At 40.6% G+C, this 16,421-nt stretch carries 19 protein-coding genes; 12 read left to right on the forward strand and 7 right to left on the reverse strand.

The window, feature by feature from the left end; translation table 11 throughout:
• Window positions 1-355: 355 nt before the first annotated feature.
• The 3 genes from NYE65_RS19605 (at window position 356) to NYE65_RS19615 (ending at window position 2,525) form a co-directional block, all read left to right on the forward strand.
• Entirely contained in the window at window positions 356-1,561 is a 1,206-nt protein-coding gene (locus NYE65_RS19605; protein WP_057279015.1) for an EAL domain-containing protein, read from the forward strand.
• 74 nt (window positions 1,562-1,635) lie between these two features.
• Window positions 1,636-1,863: a hypothetical protein gene (locus NYE65_RS19610; RefSeq protein ID WP_034314096.1), complete on the forward strand. Its 228-nt coding sequence runs from the start codon at window positions 1,636-1,638 to the stop codon at window positions 1,861-1,863.
• A gap of 182 nt (window positions 1,864-2,045) precedes the next feature.
• The gene (locus NYE65_RS19615) at window positions 2,046-2,525 is read left to right on the forward strand and encodes a DUF3993 domain-containing protein (protein WP_328178326.1); all 480 of its coding nucleotides are present in this window, start codon (window positions 2,046-2,048) and stop codon (window positions 2,523-2,525) included.
• A 70-nt stretch (window positions 2,526-2,595) separates the two neighbouring features.
• Here NYE65_RS19615 and NYE65_RS19620 read toward each other — a convergent pair whose 3' ends face one another.
• Window positions 2,596-2,829, reverse strand: coding sequence for a glutaredoxin family protein (locus NYE65_RS19620; RefSeq protein WP_034314090.1), 234 nt, complete (start codon window positions 2,827-2,829; stop codon window positions 2,596-2,598).
• An 89-nt stretch (window positions 2,830-2,918) separates the two neighbouring features.
• Complete coding sequence (locus tag NYE65_RS19625) at window positions 2,919-3,878, reverse strand: MBL fold metallo-hydrolase (RefSeq protein ID WP_340861499.1); 960 nt, start codon at window positions 3,876-3,878, stop codon at window positions 2,919-2,921.
• 183 nt (window positions 3,879-4,061) lie between these two features.
• Between NYE65_RS19625 and NYE65_RS19630 the strand changes: the two genes are divergently transcribed.
• From NYE65_RS19630 to NYE65_RS19645, 4 genes are all read left to right on the forward strand, one after another.
• Window positions 4,062-4,301 carry a YkuJ family protein gene (locus tag NYE65_RS19630; RefSeq protein WP_034314086.1) on the forward strand — a complete coding sequence of 80 codons (240 nt, stop codon included), beginning with the start codon at window positions 4,062-4,064 and terminating at the stop codon, window positions 4,299-4,301.
• Window positions 4,302-4,417: 116 nt separating this feature from the next.
• Window positions 4,418-4,564, forward strand: a complete 147-nt coding sequence (locus NYE65_RS19635) for a hypothetical protein (protein WP_094246583.1) — start codon at window positions 4,418-4,420, stop codon at window positions 4,562-4,564.
• Window positions 4,565-4,684: 120 nt separating this feature from the next.
• Complete coding sequence (gene cbpB, locus NYE65_RS19640; RefSeq protein WP_034314084.1) at window positions 4,685-5,125, forward strand: cyclic-di-AMP-binding protein CbpB; 441 nt, start codon at window positions 4,685-4,687, stop codon at window positions 5,123-5,125.
• Between the two features lie 119 nt (window positions 5,126-5,244).
• Entirely contained in the window at window positions 5,245-6,759 is a 1,515-nt protein-coding gene (locus NYE65_RS19645; RefSeq protein WP_340861500.1) for an MDR family MFS transporter, read from the forward strand.
• A 47-nt stretch (window positions 6,760-6,806) separates the two neighbouring features.
• Here NYE65_RS19645 and NYE65_RS19650 read toward each other — a convergent pair whose 3' ends face one another.
• A complete protein-coding gene (locus NYE65_RS19650; protein WP_340861501.1) occupies window positions 6,807-7,541 on the reverse strand; it encodes a sulfite exporter TauE/SafE family protein in 735 nt (244 codons plus the stop codon).
• 113 nt (window positions 7,542-7,654) lie between these two features.
• Here NYE65_RS19650 and NYE65_RS19655 point away from each other — a divergent pair, with 113 nt between their 5' ends.
• The 4 genes from NYE65_RS19655 to NYE65_RS19670 all read left to right on the forward strand — a co-directional run bounded on the left by NYE65_RS19655 (window position 7,655) and on the right by NYE65_RS19670 (window position 11,295).
• Complete coding sequence (locus NYE65_RS19655) at window positions 7,655-8,539, forward strand: LysR family transcriptional regulator (RefSeq protein ID WP_034314080.1); 885 nt, start codon at window positions 7,655-7,657, stop codon at window positions 8,537-8,539.
• Between the two features lie 124 nt (window positions 8,540-8,663).
• Window positions 8,664-9,374: a 2,3,4,5-tetrahydropyridine-2,6-dicarboxylate N-acetyltransferase gene (dapD, locus tag NYE65_RS19660; protein ID WP_328178322.1), complete on the forward strand. Its 711-nt coding sequence runs from the start codon at window positions 8,664-8,666 to the stop codon at window positions 9,372-9,374.
• Window positions 9,375-9,449: 75 nt separating this feature from the next.
• Window positions 9,450-10,574: an N-acetyldiaminopimelate deacetylase gene (locus NYE65_RS19665; protein ID WP_082201306.1), complete on the forward strand. Its 1,125-nt coding sequence runs from the start codon at window positions 9,450-9,452 to the stop codon at window positions 10,572-10,574.
• A 61-nt stretch (window positions 10,575-10,635) separates the two neighbouring features.
• Window positions 10,636-11,295, forward strand: a complete 660-nt coding sequence (locus NYE65_RS19670; RefSeq protein WP_057279020.1) for a potassium channel family protein — start codon at window positions 10,636-10,638, stop codon at window positions 11,293-11,295.
• A gap of 475 nt (window positions 11,296-11,770) precedes the next feature.
• Here the strand turns inward: NYE65_RS19670 and rnjA are convergent, their stop codons facing one another.
• Together rnjA and NYE65_RS19680 are read right to left on the reverse strand one after the other, a co-directional pair.
• Window positions 11,771-13,441 carry a ribonuclease J1 gene (rnjA, locus tag NYE65_RS19675; protein WP_034314071.1) on the reverse strand — a complete coding sequence of 557 codons (1,671 nt, stop codon included), beginning with the start codon at window positions 13,439-13,441 and terminating at the stop codon, window positions 11,771-11,773.
• A gap of 3 nt (window positions 13,442-13,444) precedes the next feature.
• Window positions 13,445-13,654, reverse strand: coding sequence for a DNA-dependent RNA polymerase subunit epsilon (locus tag NYE65_RS19680; protein WP_034314070.1), 210 nt, complete (start codon window positions 13,652-13,654; stop codon window positions 13,445-13,447).
• Window positions 13,655-14,536: 882 nt separating this feature from the next.
• Here NYE65_RS19680 and NYE65_RS19685 point away from each other — a divergent pair.
• Window positions 14,537-15,304, forward strand: coding sequence for a Cof-type HAD-IIB family hydrolase (locus NYE65_RS19685; RefSeq protein ID WP_340861502.1), 768 nt, complete (start codon window positions 14,537-14,539; stop codon window positions 15,302-15,304).
• A gap of 47 nt (window positions 15,305-15,351) precedes the next feature.
• Here the strand turns inward: NYE65_RS19685 and def are convergent, their stop codons facing one another.
• Together def and NYE65_RS19695 are read right to left on the reverse strand one after the other, a co-directional pair.
• A complete protein-coding gene (def, locus tag NYE65_RS19690) occupies window positions 15,352-15,906 on the reverse strand; it encodes a peptide deformylase (protein ID WP_053534293.1) in 555 nt (184 codons plus the stop codon).
• A 238-nt stretch (window positions 15,907-16,144) separates the two neighbouring features.
• Window positions 16,145-16,300 carry a YjcZ family sporulation protein gene (locus NYE65_RS19695; RefSeq protein ID WP_063576945.1) on the reverse strand — a complete coding sequence of 52 codons (156 nt, stop codon included), beginning with the start codon at window positions 16,298-16,300 and terminating at the stop codon, window positions 16,145-16,147.
• Window positions 16,301-16,421: the final 121 nt, after the last annotated feature.

The raw sequence follows: 16,421 nt of genomic DNA on the forward strand, positions 1-16,421 counted from the left end.
AAACAAAGTTGATTGGAACGGAAGATACGAGACTCCTGCGGGAAAAGCGAGGCCAGGGGAGACCCCGCAGGCGCAAAGATGCCGAGGAGGCTTCCGGACCGCCCGCGGAAAGCGAGTGCCTGGAGAGGAAATCAGCGTTCATTGTTCAAACCATAAAAAACGGTAGGCATTGTTCCATTTATGGGCAATGCCTTTTCAATGTGTTCCTTTTCAAATGGATAGGATGAATGGGGAATTTTAGTGTATTGAAAAAAGAGTTATGCAGTAGGAATTAAAATTATTTATTATCAATGCAAGAAACTAATGGTATAATTTTGGCATATTGGTGTTTTCGTAATTAGGGGGAAGATGCATCATGGATACAGAAAAGATATTAAAGAATTTAGACAGGGTGACACCATTCTTTCAACCGATTTTCAGTGCAGATCAACATCAGGTAATCGGGTATGAAATTCTGGGGCGCTATGAGGAACAATCTGAATATAAAAGCCTTGGCCCATTTTTTCACGATTCTGCAGTGCCGGAAGAGTATAGGGTGGAAGTGGATAATTACGTACTTGAAATTGCCTTGGAGAGAATAAAGGACTATGGTGAAGATTTTCTTATCTTTATCAACAGAGATCCTAATTTGCTTATGCTGGATCATGGCGAAGAATTCATGGAGATTTTACACCGTCATTTTCAACCGGAGGAAATGCACCGGATCGTGTTGGAATTATCAGACACGATCAGTCCGGAAAACATAGATCCTCTGCAGCATGTGCTTGCTTACTTTAAAACATATGGGATTAAGATAGCTTTAGATCATTTAGGACAAGATACGCAACTGGACCGAATCGCACAGATTTCTCCGAATATTTTAAAAGTTAACCTGGACCAGCTTCGCATCTCAGGTGGGGATGCCTATCAGGTCATCCTGTTTTCTTTAAGCATGCTAGCACGTAAAATCGGCGCCAACTTACTATTTGAGAACATTGAGTCTGAATACCAGCTTCGCTTTGCATGGAAGAATGGGGGACGATATTATCAAGGGTATTTCTTGGCGAAACCGGAAGGCGAATTCATTAATAAAGATTTACTTCGTGAAAAATTCCATCAAGAATGCCAGTCCTTCATTTCTTTAGAGACCAAGAAGCTTGAAGCCGTTTATCAAAAGACTTTGCAATTCAACGAGAATATGCATAACTTCTTAAAACAGCACAAGCGGGCCGGCTCCCATGAAGAGTTTCTCGGAGTTTTGGCGAAAAAATTGGATTCAATATGTTTTCGTCTATATATATGTGATGAAGCGGGGTATCAAAAATCCCCCAATATCCTCCATAAGGACGGACAATGGATGGTCCAACCGAGTTATATGAATAAAAATTGGAGCTGGAGACCTTATTTCCTCGAAAATATTGTAAAGATGCGTAACGAGAAAAAAGGAAGGTTATCCGATTTATACAGTGATATTGAAACGGGGGAAACCATTCGGACCTTTTCCTATCCACTGAATAATAAGGAATATATTTTCTGTGATCTTTCTTATAGTTATTTATATGAAAATGAAGCACTATTATAAAAAACGATTCATGAATATAATCGCTTTAAATGTGTAACGATAAGCAGAAATGATGCGCTTGGAGGAGACATATTTTGAGCACGTACATCTGGATTCTAATCATTATCGTTACAGTCATGGCGTTATATCTGCTCTTTTATACTTATTCTGTAGCAAGGGCACAGAAAGTGAAAGCCAGTTATGATTCGACTATCGATGATTCAGTTAAGGAACATCCTTATTTAAAGAACCCGATATTCGTTTCTCTTTTTATTGGGACGATTTTGGTTGCCGGTTTTATTTTTTACTATGCTTTTCGATAGTTGTAAGAAGAAGATTTCAATATCATGAAATCTTCTTTTTTATTGTGAAAAATGGGCGATGGTTTCAAGGTCTAACGGAGAATGTGTTTTTGTAGTTTGGCTTTGATCTGGACGGGTATTGAAAGACATAGGCAAAAAATCCGAATCATTAGGAGAAATTCTATAACGAGGAGATGATTGTAATGAGTAAATATTTAGTTGCATGTCTTGCCAGCGTCCTTTTATTTTTAAGTGGGGGGGTCACTGCTTCAGCGGAGGAATTACATAGAGAGGAAGTACTATCTTTAATACATGATGCCATGGAGAATCAGGTTTCGATCAGTGAGGAAGTACGTTCTAAGGAAGCGATTGAAGGGAAGTTGGAAAAACATTTCACTGGTGATTTCATCGAGAAGTTCGTCCAAGCGAATGTAGTGAAAGTCGATGGCGGTTATACCGCATTTGGTTCAGATTTCGCTCCGTATTATATCCCTTTCTTCAGTTACGATAAGAATACGGAAATTGTATATGGGAATAAAGGTGATGTCATTTATGTTCAGGAAGAATTCCAGGACAATGGGGACGGACCTGTATCGATGGAAAAACATGTAGAAGCAGTTACTTTGAAAAAGGAAAATGGCGCTTGGAAGGTAAAGGATGTAAAGTATGAAAACAGAAAATAGAATTGGGGATTTTAAAGGAAGCTGAAATGAAAAAGTCTAGAGAAGGCCACAGCCTTCTCTAGACTTTTTATTATATATTCAATTCCTTTTTTATTTCGTCCAATTCAAAACCAATAATGGCTTTCCCATCGATGACGACCGTTGGTGTGGAATAAGCCCCATATTTATTGGTTAGTTCTTTACGTGCATGCCCATCTGCTTTAATATCTTTTTCTTTGTATACTATATTATTATCATCAAAGAACATTTTCATGATTTTGCAGGGAGGGCAATCAGGTTGGGTATAGAGTGTAACGTCTTTCATTTCATTCCTCCATATATGCTTTAGTAAGGTACTTTTTCATTATAGAGAATGCCAAGACATTTGAATAGGGATAAACCTCAAGGATCGTTTTACCGATCTTTCTCCTGTTTTACAAGATAGTCTATCAATCCCATGGAACAAACGTTCAAGTCCATGGCAATGATTTCAAAAACTGGATGATCAGCAGTGATTCCTTTTTCGCCTAAATGAACAGCGACTTCCGTGAAAATATTTTTACTGGTTGCTGCCACTTGATCCTCGAAGCTAGCATATTCCCTATATGCCGATTTGGCAGTCTCCACAAATTTAGGCAGCCAGTAATGAAGTTGTTTATATACTTCCTTAGGGTTTTCCGATACGCCGTAATGGCCAAAATATATACGTTCGACGCCAATGCTTTCATACAATTCCGCTGCAGCAAGCATCGCGTCGGGATTAAATTGGTTTGGCGATGTGGACGGTAAGTAAAATTCCAAACCTTCTTCATCGAGTTCACGATAATAGATGCCTACGGTGTCACCTGAAAACATCCCTTTTGAAACCGAATCGTATATGCTTAAATGATGGTTCGCGTGTCCTGGCGTATCATAAAAGGTCAACATGGATGTATCACTTGTTTTTAGGGATTCCCTATCTTGTTTAATCAGCATTCTTTCAAAAGGTATAGGTAATATCGGATTGAAAAGCTTGTTGAATTCTTCACCATAGACTGCTTTAGCCCCAGCGATCAAACGCGTTGGATCTTCTAGATGCCTTGCGCCTTTTGGATGGACGATCACTTTGGCATTCGGACAATGCTGTAAAAAAAGTCCAGCTCCACCTGCATGGTCCAAATGAATATGGGTAAGAATGATATATGTAATATCTTCGAGGGCGATTCCCAAATGTTCGAGCCCCTTCATTAAGTGGGGGATGGAAGGGCTGGCGGAAGTTTCGACTAAGGTGATGTCCTCATCGGCAATTACATATGTTCCTGTACGATTTCTTCTATCCAAATCAAAACCATCAATCAATGAAATTCGAAAACCAAGCTCACTAATGTTTTGCAACAGAATCTACCCCCAGAAAATTTTTCATGTACAAAATCCATTCCTTATTTTATTCTGTTAATAGTGCCATGTAAAGAATGAAGTTTTAAATTATTCTGAATTTATTTCCGCGTGGCTACTGGATAGAAAAGTATGGTATAGTGAAACCTATCGAAAAGGTTTTATTCAGAAAGGAGAGGGAGTATGTCTCAATTACAGGGCATCCTTACCAGATTGAAAAGTCTTCAAGAGCAAGCGAAGGAATCTGAATCTGCTCAACGTTTTTTTGAAATAGATGGTGTGAAAAAGTGCCAGGTTACATATTTCAGCAAAACAGAAATGTTCGAGCTTGAAGTATACAGTGATAAAGGGAAATCATCAAAATATCAATTTGATAATATTGATATGATTACCATTGAAATCTTTGATCTTCTTCAATCTTAAAAAAACACAAAAAGCCGCCTTCCATTGGAAGCGGCTTTTTTATTGTGAAAAACCGGCCAATTTTTACTGAATGAAGTAGTGATTTTTACGACATCTTATTAGTTGGAGGGATGTAAATGAAAAATCCGATGGTAATATGCCCGGAATGCGGTGAGGAAAGGGAAATGGAAAATGTATTAACGGCACAATCCAACCAAAATGTGATTTATCAATGCCCGGAATGCGGTTTTAAACAGGTTAACATCAAAACTAGTAAGGGCTAAGGGTCTCTCACGAATCCCGCCAATTGGGATTTTATTGGTCTAGGAATGAGCCTTTTCTGCTTACATATGTTAAACTATAGAAAGAGCTGTTTATAAAAACATATGGTAAGGGGTTTTAACATGATCGGTACTCATGATGGGGATTTATTGGAATCCAGCGTTAAAGACTTAATGATTTCTTCTGAACGCGTGGCCCACGTGCAGGTAACCAATAACTTAGAACATGCACTATTGGTATTGACAAAGAGCGGTTATACGGCCATTCCTGTGTTAGATCCGATGTATAAACTGCATGGTTTAATTAGCACACCAGTCATTCTCGATTCAATCTTGGGACTGGAACGAATTGAATTTGATAATCTTGAGCATAAAAAAGTTTCTGAAATAATGAATATAGAAATACCTCGCCTGCATATTGAAGATACATTGACCAAGGGTGTGGAATTGTTGATTGATCATCCGTTTGTCTGTGTGGAGAATGACGAACATGTATTTGAAGGCATCTTAACAAGAAGGGCAATCTTGAAAAAAGTATTTAAACAAAATACACCTGATAAATAAGCAAGGCATAAATGACGGTTAACCCCAAGACTCGCCAGTTGGCGAGTTTTCTTGTTTTTTTACATATTTGATCCAGTTAGTGGTGAAGTCTATTAACAGGTAGGATCTATTAGGAGAGGATGCAAAAATTGGGCCATGCAATGGATAGTGCAAGCGTGCAGAATAAAAAATTGAAACGTCCCTTCATATTGGCTGCCATCATGTTAGCGATGTTTATGAATGCTATTGAAGGAACGATCGTTTCGACGGCAATGCCGGCCATTGTAAGTGATTTAGGTGGTTTTTCACTATACAGCTGGGTGTTTTCAGGCTATTTGTTAATGAACGCCGTAACAGTTTTAATCTACGGAAAGCTATCGGACATACTCGGGAGAAAACCCGTCTTATTATTTGGAATCGTTGTCTTTTTAATCGGCTCCCTTCTTTGCGGCTTTTCCAATTCAATGACGGAACTCATCATTTATCGCTTTGTACAAGGTTTTGGGGCGGGAGCTGTAGCGCCTGTAGCCTCGACAATTATTGGTGATATCTATAAAAATGAAGAGAGGGCACGCGTTCAAGGGTATCTTTCGAGCGTTTGGGGCATTTCAGCGGTAATGGGACCGGCATTGGGCGGCTTGCTTGTTGAATCCCTGACTTGGAAACTTGTCTTTTGGGTCAATATTCCTTTGGGCGTACTATCTTTTATTGGAATTTGGTTATTCCTTCATGAAAATATCGAAAAGAAAAAACGTGATATCGATTACCTAGGTGCAACGCTATTGACATTGTCCATATCCACTCTTATGGTGCTGCTCGTAGAAGGAGGAGTGAAATGGTCATGGACTTCAGCTCCGGTCATATCCTTGGCATTAGTGGCCATCATCACCTTTATCCTATTCATTCTTCAGGAAAAGAAAGCAGCCGAACCGATGATGCCATTTGAAATCTGGCAGGAGCGTTCCATTTTGATTGCGAACCTAGTATCCTTGACGACAGGGGTGATGATGATTGGATTATCAAGTTTCCTCCCCACATTCGTTCAGGGCGTGATGGAGCGCTCGCCTACGGTAGCTGGTTTTACTTTGACAGCCATGTCAATTGGCTGGCCGATCGCATCTATGGTGTCAGGCAAGTTATTGTTGAAAATAGGATTTAAATCAACCTCCCTTCTTGGAGGGTGCTCATTGATCCTTGGGAGTCTGATCCTAGTATGGATGAAGCCGGAGGCTGGGCCCATTATTGCCGCCATGGGATCCTTCTTTGTCGGTGTAGGCATGGGCTTGACTTCTACTTCATTCATTGTCGTCATTCAAAAAAACGTCAGCTGGGAACGAAGGGGTATTGCGACGGCTTCCAATATGTTCATGCGTAATTTAGGAAATACTGTAGGTGCTGCATTACTTGGAGGAATCATGAATATGAGACTTCACGCTTATCTGAACGAGCATGCGCCGGCCGGATCGGGAGTGACGATAGATACGGCAAATAAATTGTTGGACAGTGAAGAACGCACGTCGCTTCCTGAAAATGTGGTAAATGTTTTACAGGAAGGACTTACATTGTCTTTACAGACGATTTATCTCATTGTTCTAGTCTTCTCTGTAATCAGCTTCCTGTTTCTAACGAGACTAAGAAAGAATAAGGATGAATAAGAAGGCATAGGAAAAAGGCAGACTCGTTAATGTAGTTTGCCTTTGTTTTAAGGAAACGCAACTCTGATGACCAATTGAATCAATGCGATCGTGACCGAATGTAAAATGAATCTCAACTGTCCAGTGGAGATTTTTTGAGCCACACGCAAGGCCAGCCGTGATCCGATCAGGGAACCGATCGTGTAATAAATGGCAATCCCCCATGCAATGTTACCGGCCATGAAATAGGTAATGAATGCAGCTGTACAGCTAATGAAAGTTTGGAATCTAGTAAAGGCCAGGGATTGAAGGTAGGTGGCGCCATTTCTTAAAAAGGTATACATGAGCATGGTCGCCTGTCCCGGTCCGAACATTCCGTCATAGACACTGATTCCGAATAGGGATGGATAAACTTTTTTTGGGAGATGCCAATCCGTTTCATCGGAAGGTTGCGGTTTTTTGATGAAATTCATGATCAAAGCGACAGTCAAAAGGCAGATGGCTAACAAATTCATTGCCTTCTCGGAGAATGAATTAGCAAGCAGACCGCCGCATAAGCCACCAAAAAGGGCAAATGGGATTAACTGGAGGGCATCCTTCAATTTTAGCTGCTTTTTCTTGAGTAAAATATATAAGCTAGAAAAAGAAGAAAACATAATGGGAAATTTGACTGATCCAATAACCTGGTGAATGGGTAGGCCTATCAAAAGAAGGGACGGCATGCCGTTGAGACCGCCGCTTCCGGCCAATGTCCCGACAAAGGAAGCTGCAAAACTGATGGCAAGCAATAAAATGATCGTCAAAGGATATTCACTCCGTTCCTTTTCTCTTGTATTATAAGCGGACTTTGTTGATAATAAAATTTAAATAAATTAAATCATCATGATAAGATTTAATTATCAAGAGGTTGGTGTGTATGTCATTTTCAGAATTTCATTTATTATCAGTGCTTGCTCAGGAAATGAATATGAGAAAAGCAGCTGAGCGGTTGTTCGTTTCCCAGCCGGCTTTATCCCAGCGTTTACAATCAATAGAAAAGGATTGGGGCTCGAAACTGTTTCTGCGTTCACAAAAAGGGCTGTCACTGACGCCTGCAGGTGAAGCGGTAATTCGTTTGGCCAATGAGGTTATAGAAAAAGAAGAGAAGGTCAGGGAAAGTATTCAAGCCATGGACCATGAAGTATATGGCACTTTGAAAATAGCCTGTGCCTCGATTGTCGGTCAAAATTGGCTGCCGCAAGTATTGAAAAAGTTCGTCCGAAAATATCCGTATGCAAAAATTTCCTTGATCACTGGCTGGAGCAGTGAGATTTTAAAGTCTTTGTATGAAGGGCAAGTGCATATTGGCATCATAAGGGGAGCACCGGATTGGAAAGGCGTAAAACAGCATTTATTCACGGATATGCTGTATTTGGTGGATACTGAAATGAAGGAACTGAATCAAGTCTTCGAAACTGACCGTCCATTCATTCAGTTTAAGAGCGATTCGAATTATTATCAGGAAATTCAAGATTGGTGGCATCGGCAATTTCAAACGACACCAAAAAACACCATAGTCGTTGATCAAATCGAAACATGCAAACAAATGGTGTTTAATGGTATTGGATATGCGATCCTGCCAGCCATCACTTTACATGATAAAGATACGAATGTATTTAAAATCCCTCTACTGGATGGGCATAACCACTCAATCGAACGTGATACATGGCTTTGCGGCTATGAATCTGCCTTCCAGTTAAAGCAAGTCCAGGCATTCACGGAAGTGGTTAAAGAGCATATTCGCGACCAAGGAATGTTATAGGTCCGCCGACGAAAATGTCAATAGGGCAGAATAATATATATGAGTGACATTCAACTTGTCTTGCCGGCTGTTGTCTGGTAAATTTAAAACGAGTAATGATACATATTTAGGAGGTTTACCCGGAATGAATAAAATGGATGCAAACGAAATTATTTCTTTTATCTCGAATAGTAAAAAATCCACACCTGTAAAGGTATATGTCAAAGGCGATTTAGAAGGCCTGGATTTTGGTCCAGCTTCTAAAACTTTCATAACAGGAAATACAGGGGTTGTATTCGGTGAGTGGTCTGAAATCGAAGAAGCGATCAATGCAGCAGGAACAAAAATTGAGGATCATGTAGTTGAAAATGATCGTCGTAACTCTGCCATTCCTTTATTGGATCTAAAAGGCATCAAAGCCCGTATCGAGCCAGGCGCAATAATCCGTGACCAAGTTTCCATTGGAGATAACGCAGTCATCATGATGGGTGCATCAATCAATATTGGATCTGTCATCGGTGAAGGTACAATGATCGACATGAACGCAATACTGGGCGGACGTGCAACAGTGGGCAAAAACTGTCACGTAGGTGCTGGTGCCGTTTTAGCAGGTGTCATCGAGCCGCCTTCCGCACAACCGGTCATTTTGGAAGATGATGTATTGATCGGAGCCAATGCGGTCGTACTGGAAGGTGTCAAAATCGGAGAAGGTTCCGTTGTCGCTGCCGGTGCCGTCGTAACGAAAGACGTTCCTCCATACTCCGTGGCTGCTGGTATCCCGGCGAGGGTCATTAAACAAATTGACGAAAAAACAAAATCAAAAACAGAAATCATGCAAGAACTTCGTCAACTTTAATTTCTTTAGTGAATATTGCCTGAAGCGTGGATAACTATATCCACGCTTTCTGTATAGGGAGGGAATAATGTGAAAATAAACCCTTTTGCCAAGATCCGGCGTGATCTGCATCAAATACCGGAGATAGGGTTCAAAGAATTCAAGACGCAGCAATACCTACTGAATTACATAACGAATCTGGCCCAGGAGCGAATGGAAATAGAAACATGGCGAACTGGGATATTCGTGAAAGTGAAGGGGATGAACCCGCGAAAAACCATTGGCTACAGGGCTGATATAGACGGTTTGCCGATAAAAGAGGAAACCGGATTGCCGTTTGCATCCAACCACGAGGAATATATGCATGCCTGCGGTCATGATTTTCATATGAGCATAGGTTTGGGATTATTGACATATTTCACGGAAAATCCGATCGATGATGACTTGCTATTCATCTTCCAGCCTGCAGAAGAGGGTCCTGGCGGAGCTGAACCAATGCTTAAATCGGAAACGATGAAAAAATGGAAGCCTGATATGATTCTTGCTTTACATATTGCTCCGGAGTATCCAGTTGGGACGATTGCCGTTAAAGAAGGGCTTCTATTTGCCAATACATCTGAATTATTCATCGATTTGAGGGGGAAAGGAGGACATGCAGCCTATCCGCATGAAACAAATGATATGGTCATTGCGGCCTGCTCGCTTGTAGGGCAGCTTCAAACAATCGTTTCCAGGAATGTCAATCCGCTAGATTCAGCTGTCATTACAGTTGGGAAGATTACTGGAGGCACCGTTCAAAACATTATTGCGGAGACAGCGCGGTTAGAGGGCACAATACGCACTCTTAACCCCGAATCGATGGTAAAGGTCAAGTCTAGGATAAAAGCGCTTGTGGATGGTATACAAGTAGGATATGAGTGCTTGGCTGAAATCGACTATGGCGCGATGTATCATCAGGTATATAATGAAGAGCGGTTGACCCGGGAATTCATGGATTTCACAGAGAAGTCAACTGCTGTTCATTTGCATGAATGTACTGAAGCAATGACTGGCGAAGATTTTGGTTATATGTTAAAGGAGATTCCGGGATTCATGTTCTGGCTGGGGGTTTCATCGGAATACGGATTGCATCACGCCAAGTTAAGCCCGGACGAAAAAGCCATTGAACTCGCGATCGATCACTTAACGGATTATATAACGTTTAAAGGAAGCGAAGCATAAAAATGATTTTCAGTGCAGAACATGCTCTAAAGAAAGAACGAATGACGTTGGAGGGCTTATTGTGAAAAAAGAATTTGCGGTGATTGGACTTGGCCGTTTTGGCGGCAGCATAGTCAAGACATTAGCTGAAGAAGGATTAGGGGTTCTGGCTATCGATGCCGACGAAGATCGAGTGAATGAATTTGCCAGAATAGCTTCACATGCCGTAGTAGGGGATACGACAGATGAAAATGTACTAAGGAATATAGGGATTCGAAATTTTGATCATGTCATTGTAGCGATTGGCGAGAATATTCAAGCCAGTATATTGACGACTCTCATGCTTAAGGAATTGGGTGTCGGAAATGTTACGGTTAAAGCGCAAAATGATTATCACGAGAAGGTTCTTCGTAAAATTGGGGCCGACTATGTCGTGCACCCCGAACGGGATATGGGGAGAAGGATTGCCCATAATATCGTCTCCAATAATATTCTCGATTATTTGGAGCTTTCTGATGAACACTCCATCGTCGAAATTGTTGCAAGCCAAAAGATGAATGGAAACTCGATAATTGACCTTGATATCCGTGCCCACTATGGACTGAATATAGTCGCAATCAAAAGAGGGAACGAAATTAATGTTTCCCCACAGGCGAGCGATTTAATACATAAAGGTGATATATTGATCGTCATCGGCGCGGATTCGGACATCAATCGCTTTGAAAAAAAAATTGTGGAATAAGTAAGCGTCCTGCTAAAATCGAGAAGCGCTTTTATCAAAGGAAAAACAAAAAGGTTTCGGAATGGCCTCATTCCGAAACCTTTTTGTTTTTTAATTGGATCTTAAGGAGTTATAGAGAATAGCCTGCATCAACAATTTTTCAATTCCCTTTTTATTTTTGCGTACATGATAAACACTCGTGTTTCCGGCACTTCGACAGTGTGGAATCAAGAAATACATGCTTCTTATCAGTTTTACTTTCGGAAGCTTTCCATTTTTAAAACAAGAAAGACTGTAGACAAAAGGAGTTCTATCTAACTTTTAAAACAAAATTGTTTGGAGCGGGTATTCGAGATCCTGCGGAGACGTGTAAGGGAGCCCCCCACAGGCTTCTAAGGCGCCGGGGAAAATGAGTGCCTGGAGTGGAATTCAAGGTGGGGGATTTACAAACCTAAACAAAAAAAGCCCAGCCAAATGATGGCTGGGCTTCTATTATTTATTGCACTTCCATGATGATCGGCAGGATCATCGGACGGCGTTTCGTTTTTTCATATAGGAATGGAGATAGAGTGTCTGTAATTTCATTTTTGATTTCAGACCATTGAGTAGTTTTGCGATCCATCACCTTATTTAAATGCTTTGTGATCAAGGATTGAGCATCGCTGATAAGGTCTCCTGATTCTCTCATATAAACAAATCCGCGTGAGATGATGTCAGGACCGGATGCAATTTTGAATTCCTTCATATTGATGCTGACCACAACAACGACAAGGCCTTCCTCGGAAAGAATCCGACGATCACGGAGAACGATATTACCGATATCCCCAATGCCGCTTCCATCGATATAAACCGAACCTGAAGGGATTTTACCAGCGATTTGAGCTGTGTTCTCACTTAAGGAAAGAACTTCACCATTATCCATGATAAAGCAATTTTCTTCCGGAACGCCGCAATCGACTGCATGGCGGGCATGCAGTTTTTGCATACGGTATTCACCGTGGATTGGCATGAAGAATTTTGGTTTTATCAGACGGAGCATAAGCTTTTGTTCCTGCTGTCCGCCATGTCCTGAAGTATGAATGTCATTCAGAGGACCTGAAATGACGTCTGCTCCTGCTCGATATAATTGATTGATCGTTCTGGAAACGCTGATTGTGTTACCTGGGATGGGTGAAGATGAAAATACTACCGTATCACCAGGGATGATTTGAATTTGACGGTGAGTGCCGTTCGCTATGCGCGACAGTGCTGCCATTGGTTCACCTTGGCTGCCTGTACAAAGGATGGTTACTTTATTCGCAGGCATACGATTCAATTGCTGTACATCAATAAATGTATCTTTAGGCGCTACGATATAACCAAGATCTTGTCCGATTGATATGGCTGAATCCATGCTTCGGCCAAAAACGGCTATTTTACGGCCGTTGGCCACGGCTGCTTCTACAACTTGCTGAAGGCGATGGATGTTCGATGCAAACGTTGCAAAAATAATCCTGCCGTCAACCTTGCGGAAAATGTCTTGAATGGTATCACCGACACGGCTTTCGGACATAGTAAAGTTCTGCACTTCACTATTTGTGCTATCCGAGAGTAAGCACAATACACCTTCTTTACCGATTTCAGCCATCTTGGTCAGGTTTGCAGGCTCACCCACTGGGGTGAAGTCGAATTTAAAATCACCAGTATGGACAATTTGTCCAGGTGGGGTTTTTACGACGATTCCATATGAGTCAGGGATACTGTGAGTTGTACGGAAGAAAGAGACAGACGTTTTCCGGAACTTGATCACTTCATCTTCACTGATTTCAATCATGGTTGTCTGACGTAAAAGGCCGTGTTCTTCCAATTTATTACGGAGCAGTCCAAGTGCAAGCTTCCCGCCGTATACAGGGACATTCACTTTTCTAAGTAAATAAGGAATCCCGCCAATGTGATCTTCATGACCATGGGTAATGAAGACACCTTTGATTTTATCTACATTTTTCTCTAAATAGCTGTAATCTGGAATCACATAGTCAATACCGAGGAGTTCATCTTCAGGAAATTTAATTCCAGCATCAATGATGATGATTTCATCTTGAAACTGAACAGCATATGTGTTCTTACCGATTTCGCCTAAACCGCCCAGGGCGAATACAGCTGTTTGATCGTTTTTTACGAATTTCATAAATTATAGCTCCAATACTTTGTAATCTTCATTTTGTTTTTCATATTCTAAATATGCTCCGGTTACGGGTAGTACGATTTCTACGTTATAAGGTTCTTTTTTTAATTTTAAACGAACGTCACGAACGGATTCACCTTCGACAAACATTGTTTTAGTATTCTCCCTGATGGGAACCTCTGATATGGTTACTTGATAGTATACCTTAAAAACCATTTTAATCTCTCCTCACTTGTTTGCATTGCTTTTTTCATTATATATAAAAACAACAATTTTTTCATGTTTTTCAACATCATGTAAAAATAAACCCAGCTCCGCCATAAAAACGGAAGGGGTTTGATGAATTAAATATACCAATGTCTAAAAGTATATAAAAAAATAGATGGCCGAATCTGGTATCAATCCAATTGTAGCTTCCTCTATCTTATATCCTATCCGTTTTTGCCATGTGTAAAACTTAAATCATGGGATCTTTTTTTAAACGATTTCTTTCTAAATTAATACGGTACCGCTGTGTGCAGCGTTTCATGAAAACACAGCGACTCATATTTTGATTGAAATATGTATTCACCAGACCATATAAAAGCCAAGATAGAAAGAATGCCTAACAAGAACTTTACAACAAGGAAGAAGCCCTCCGCAAGTTTTTGAAGGGCTGTCCGAAAAAAATTCGCATATGGATGACGGCCAAGGCAGGAATGAGTGGCAAATCATGCGATAGATTTTTTTCTTAAAAGATCATTCCACTGTTTAACAAGCTTTTTACGAAGCTTTTTTAACATGGCGATCACGCTCCCTTAATTATTATTGTATAGGATTATTCAATAATGTAAATACGTCTTTACAGGTACATGGCCCATTTTTGAAAAAAAAGGCTCTTTCAAACAAGCAACTGGGATTTAAGAGGCAGAAGGATGGGAGAAGTGTAATCTGGAAAGCCTGAGTTGGTTTCTATTAAGAATAGTATATGCCCATTCCTGAATAAAAAACGTAACTTTGAGTTGGGTCCGGTAGAGTTACTTGACTTATCTTGATGACAATTATTAAATGGTTACATATTAAAACGGAAAAAATGAATGAATTGGAAGTGAATCGCAAGTGAAAATCGTATTTTTTGATATTGACGGAACATTGCTTGATCATGAAAAAAAGTTACCTGCTTCAACAAAAGAAGCCATTAAGCAACTACAGGATAGCGGGGTTTTTGTAGCGATTGCCACAGGAAGGGCTCCGTTCATGTTCGAGTCTTTAAGGGAAGAGCTTGGCATCGATACATTCGTAAGTTTCAATGGACAATACGTTGTTTTTGAAGGGAAAGTCGTTTATAAAAACCCTTTGAGCATACCTGAGATAAAACGCCTTCACGAACATGCTGAAAAAAATGAAATACCGATCGTGTTCATGAATGAGGAGACAATGAAATCGAGTGTTCCGCATCATAACAGAATTGAAGAAGCATTGAGCAGCCTTAAGTTTCCCCACCCTGAACATGTGGCGGATTTTTATGAGGACCATGATATATACCAAGCCTTATTATTCTGTTCGGAAGCTGAAGAAGGGAACTTTGTTGGGAAATATGATGATTTTCACTTCATTAGATGGCATGAGTATTCGACGGATGTACTTCCATTCGGGGGTTCAAAGGCTGAAGGCATTAAAATATTAATGGAAAAAGTCGGGTTTGCTCTTGAGGATGTTTACGCCTTTGGAGATGGCTTAAACGATATAGAGATGTTAAAAGTAGCGGGATATGGCGTGGCTATGGGGAATGCCGGTCAGCTTGTGAAGCAAGAGGCCGACTTTGTAACGAAGGATGTCGATGATGATGGCATACTTTTTGGTTTGAAGGAACTTGAACTGATATAAAAAATAAAACCCCCGTCAACCAACAGACGGGGGTTTTGCCTATTACGTTACCTTTCCACCGCAATTGAATTTTCCGGAATGGCATAGGGGTCTTCCGGATTGATATGATCATAAAACATGATACCATTAAGGTGGTCGATTTCATGTTGAAAGCAAATGGCTGCGATGCCTTTCAGGCGGAGTTGAACCGATTTTCCTTCCAGGTCCGTACCCGCAACCGTTATTCGGGCATAACGTGGCACATAGCCGGAAACTGGACGATTTACGGAAAGACAGCCTTCTCCGGATGTCAAGTATGCTTTTTCGACTGAATGGCTAACGAGTTTAGGGTTGAAAAGTGCATAGCTATAAAGTTGATCATCCTTTTCTTTTAAATGAACCGCAATCATCCTTTTTGAAACATTAACCTGTGGTGCAGCCAAGCCAATTCCTGCCCTTAACCCGTATAGAGCAGCAATATCAGGTTTCTGGCTATTTTGGACATATTCCATCAAGCTGGCTAAAAGTTGCTTATCTTCATTTGATGCCGGAAGCGGAACCTCTACCGCGACTTGCCTTAGGATTGGATCGTCTTCATTAACAAAATCATCCATGGTAAGCATAATCTTTCACCTCATAAAAATTCTTATAATATGTATAGGGTTATTTTAACAAAAAAAAGGCTGAAAGTTAATGAATGGTTTAATGAAAGAAAAATGGAGGGGATGGAATCAAGTCGATGATTTCCTATCCCTGCCATTATTTTATTTGCATGTTGGTCTATTTAAAAAATATTATCATTTTTTGTGAATCAGGGTAAATCGTTAACATTTTCGGGTAAAGGTAATAGTAATTACCTGGTTAGCATAAGCACGCGCCGACGATGATTAACAGAATGAACAGGACAATGATCAGGGCAAAGCCGCTTCCAAAGCCGCAGCCTCCACCATCGCCATATCCATAGCTGGGTGCAGCGGAAACCGGATAACAACATTCTTGGTTGAAACCTCCATACATAATTTCATACCTCCGTTTTTGTATTTATTAAAATGCTGACCATTCAAATTTGAAACGGTCCCTACAGCCTATGCAGTATGGTTTAAAGGGTGTAGGCTAGCGCCCAGTAATGAAAAAAACC

The sequence above is a fragment of the Peribacillus sp. FSL R5-0717 genome, from assembly GCF_038002945.1.
In the GTDB taxonomy this organism is placed as follows: Bacteria; Bacillota; Bacilli; order Bacillales; family DSM-1321; genus Peribacillus; species Peribacillus frigoritolerans.

Bases quoted from the DNA above. Each gene is read 5' to 3' on its own strand.
- NYE65_RS19645 (WP_340861500.1), top strand. From the start codon at position 5,245: ATGCAAAAATTGGGCCATGCAATGGATAGTGCAAGCGTGCAGAATAAA.
- rnjA (WP_034314071.1), bottom strand. From the start codon at position 13,441: ATGAAATTCGTAAAAAACGATCAAACAGCTGTATTCGCCCTGGGCGGT.
- NYE65_RS19635 (WP_094246583.1), top strand. From the start codon at position 4,418: ATGAAAAATCCGATGGTAATATGCCCGGAATGCGGTGAGGAAAGGGAA.
- NYE65_RS19655 (WP_034314080.1), top strand. From the start codon at position 7,655: ATGTCATTTTCAGAATTTCATTTATTATCAGTGCTTGCTCAGGAAATG.
- def (WP_053534293.1), bottom strand. From the start codon at position 15,906: ATGCTTACCATGGATGATTTTGTTAATGAAGACGATCCAATCCTAAGG.
- NYE65_RS19605 (WP_057279015.1), top strand. From the start codon at position 356: ATGGATACAGAAAAGATATTAAAGAATTTAGACAGGGTGACACCATTC.
- NYE65_RS19615 (WP_328178326.1), top strand. From the start codon at position 2,046: ATGAGTAAATATTTAGTTGCATGTCTTGCCAGCGTCCTTTTATTTTTA.
- NYE65_RS19620 (WP_034314090.1), bottom strand. From the start codon at position 2,829: ATGAAAGACGTTACACTCTATACCCAACCTGATTGCCCTCCCTGCAAA.
- cbpB (WP_034314084.1), top strand. From the start codon at position 4,685: ATGATCGGTACTCATGATGGGGATTTATTGGAATCCAGCGTTAAAGAC.
- dapD (WP_328178322.1), top strand. From the start codon at position 8,664: ATGAATAAAATGGATGCAAACGAAATTATTTCTTTTATCTCGAATAGT.
- NYE65_RS19680 (WP_034314070.1), bottom strand. From the start codon at position 13,654: ATGGTTTTTAAGGTATACTATCAAGTAACCATATCAGAGGTTCCCATC.
- NYE65_RS19695 (WP_063576945.1), bottom strand. From the start codon at position 16,300: ATGTATGGAGGTTTCAACCAAGAATGTTGTTATCCGGTTTCCGCTGCA.
- NYE65_RS19630 (WP_034314086.1), top strand. From the start codon at position 4,062: ATGTCTCAATTACAGGGCATCCTTACCAGATTGAAAAGTCTTCAAGAG.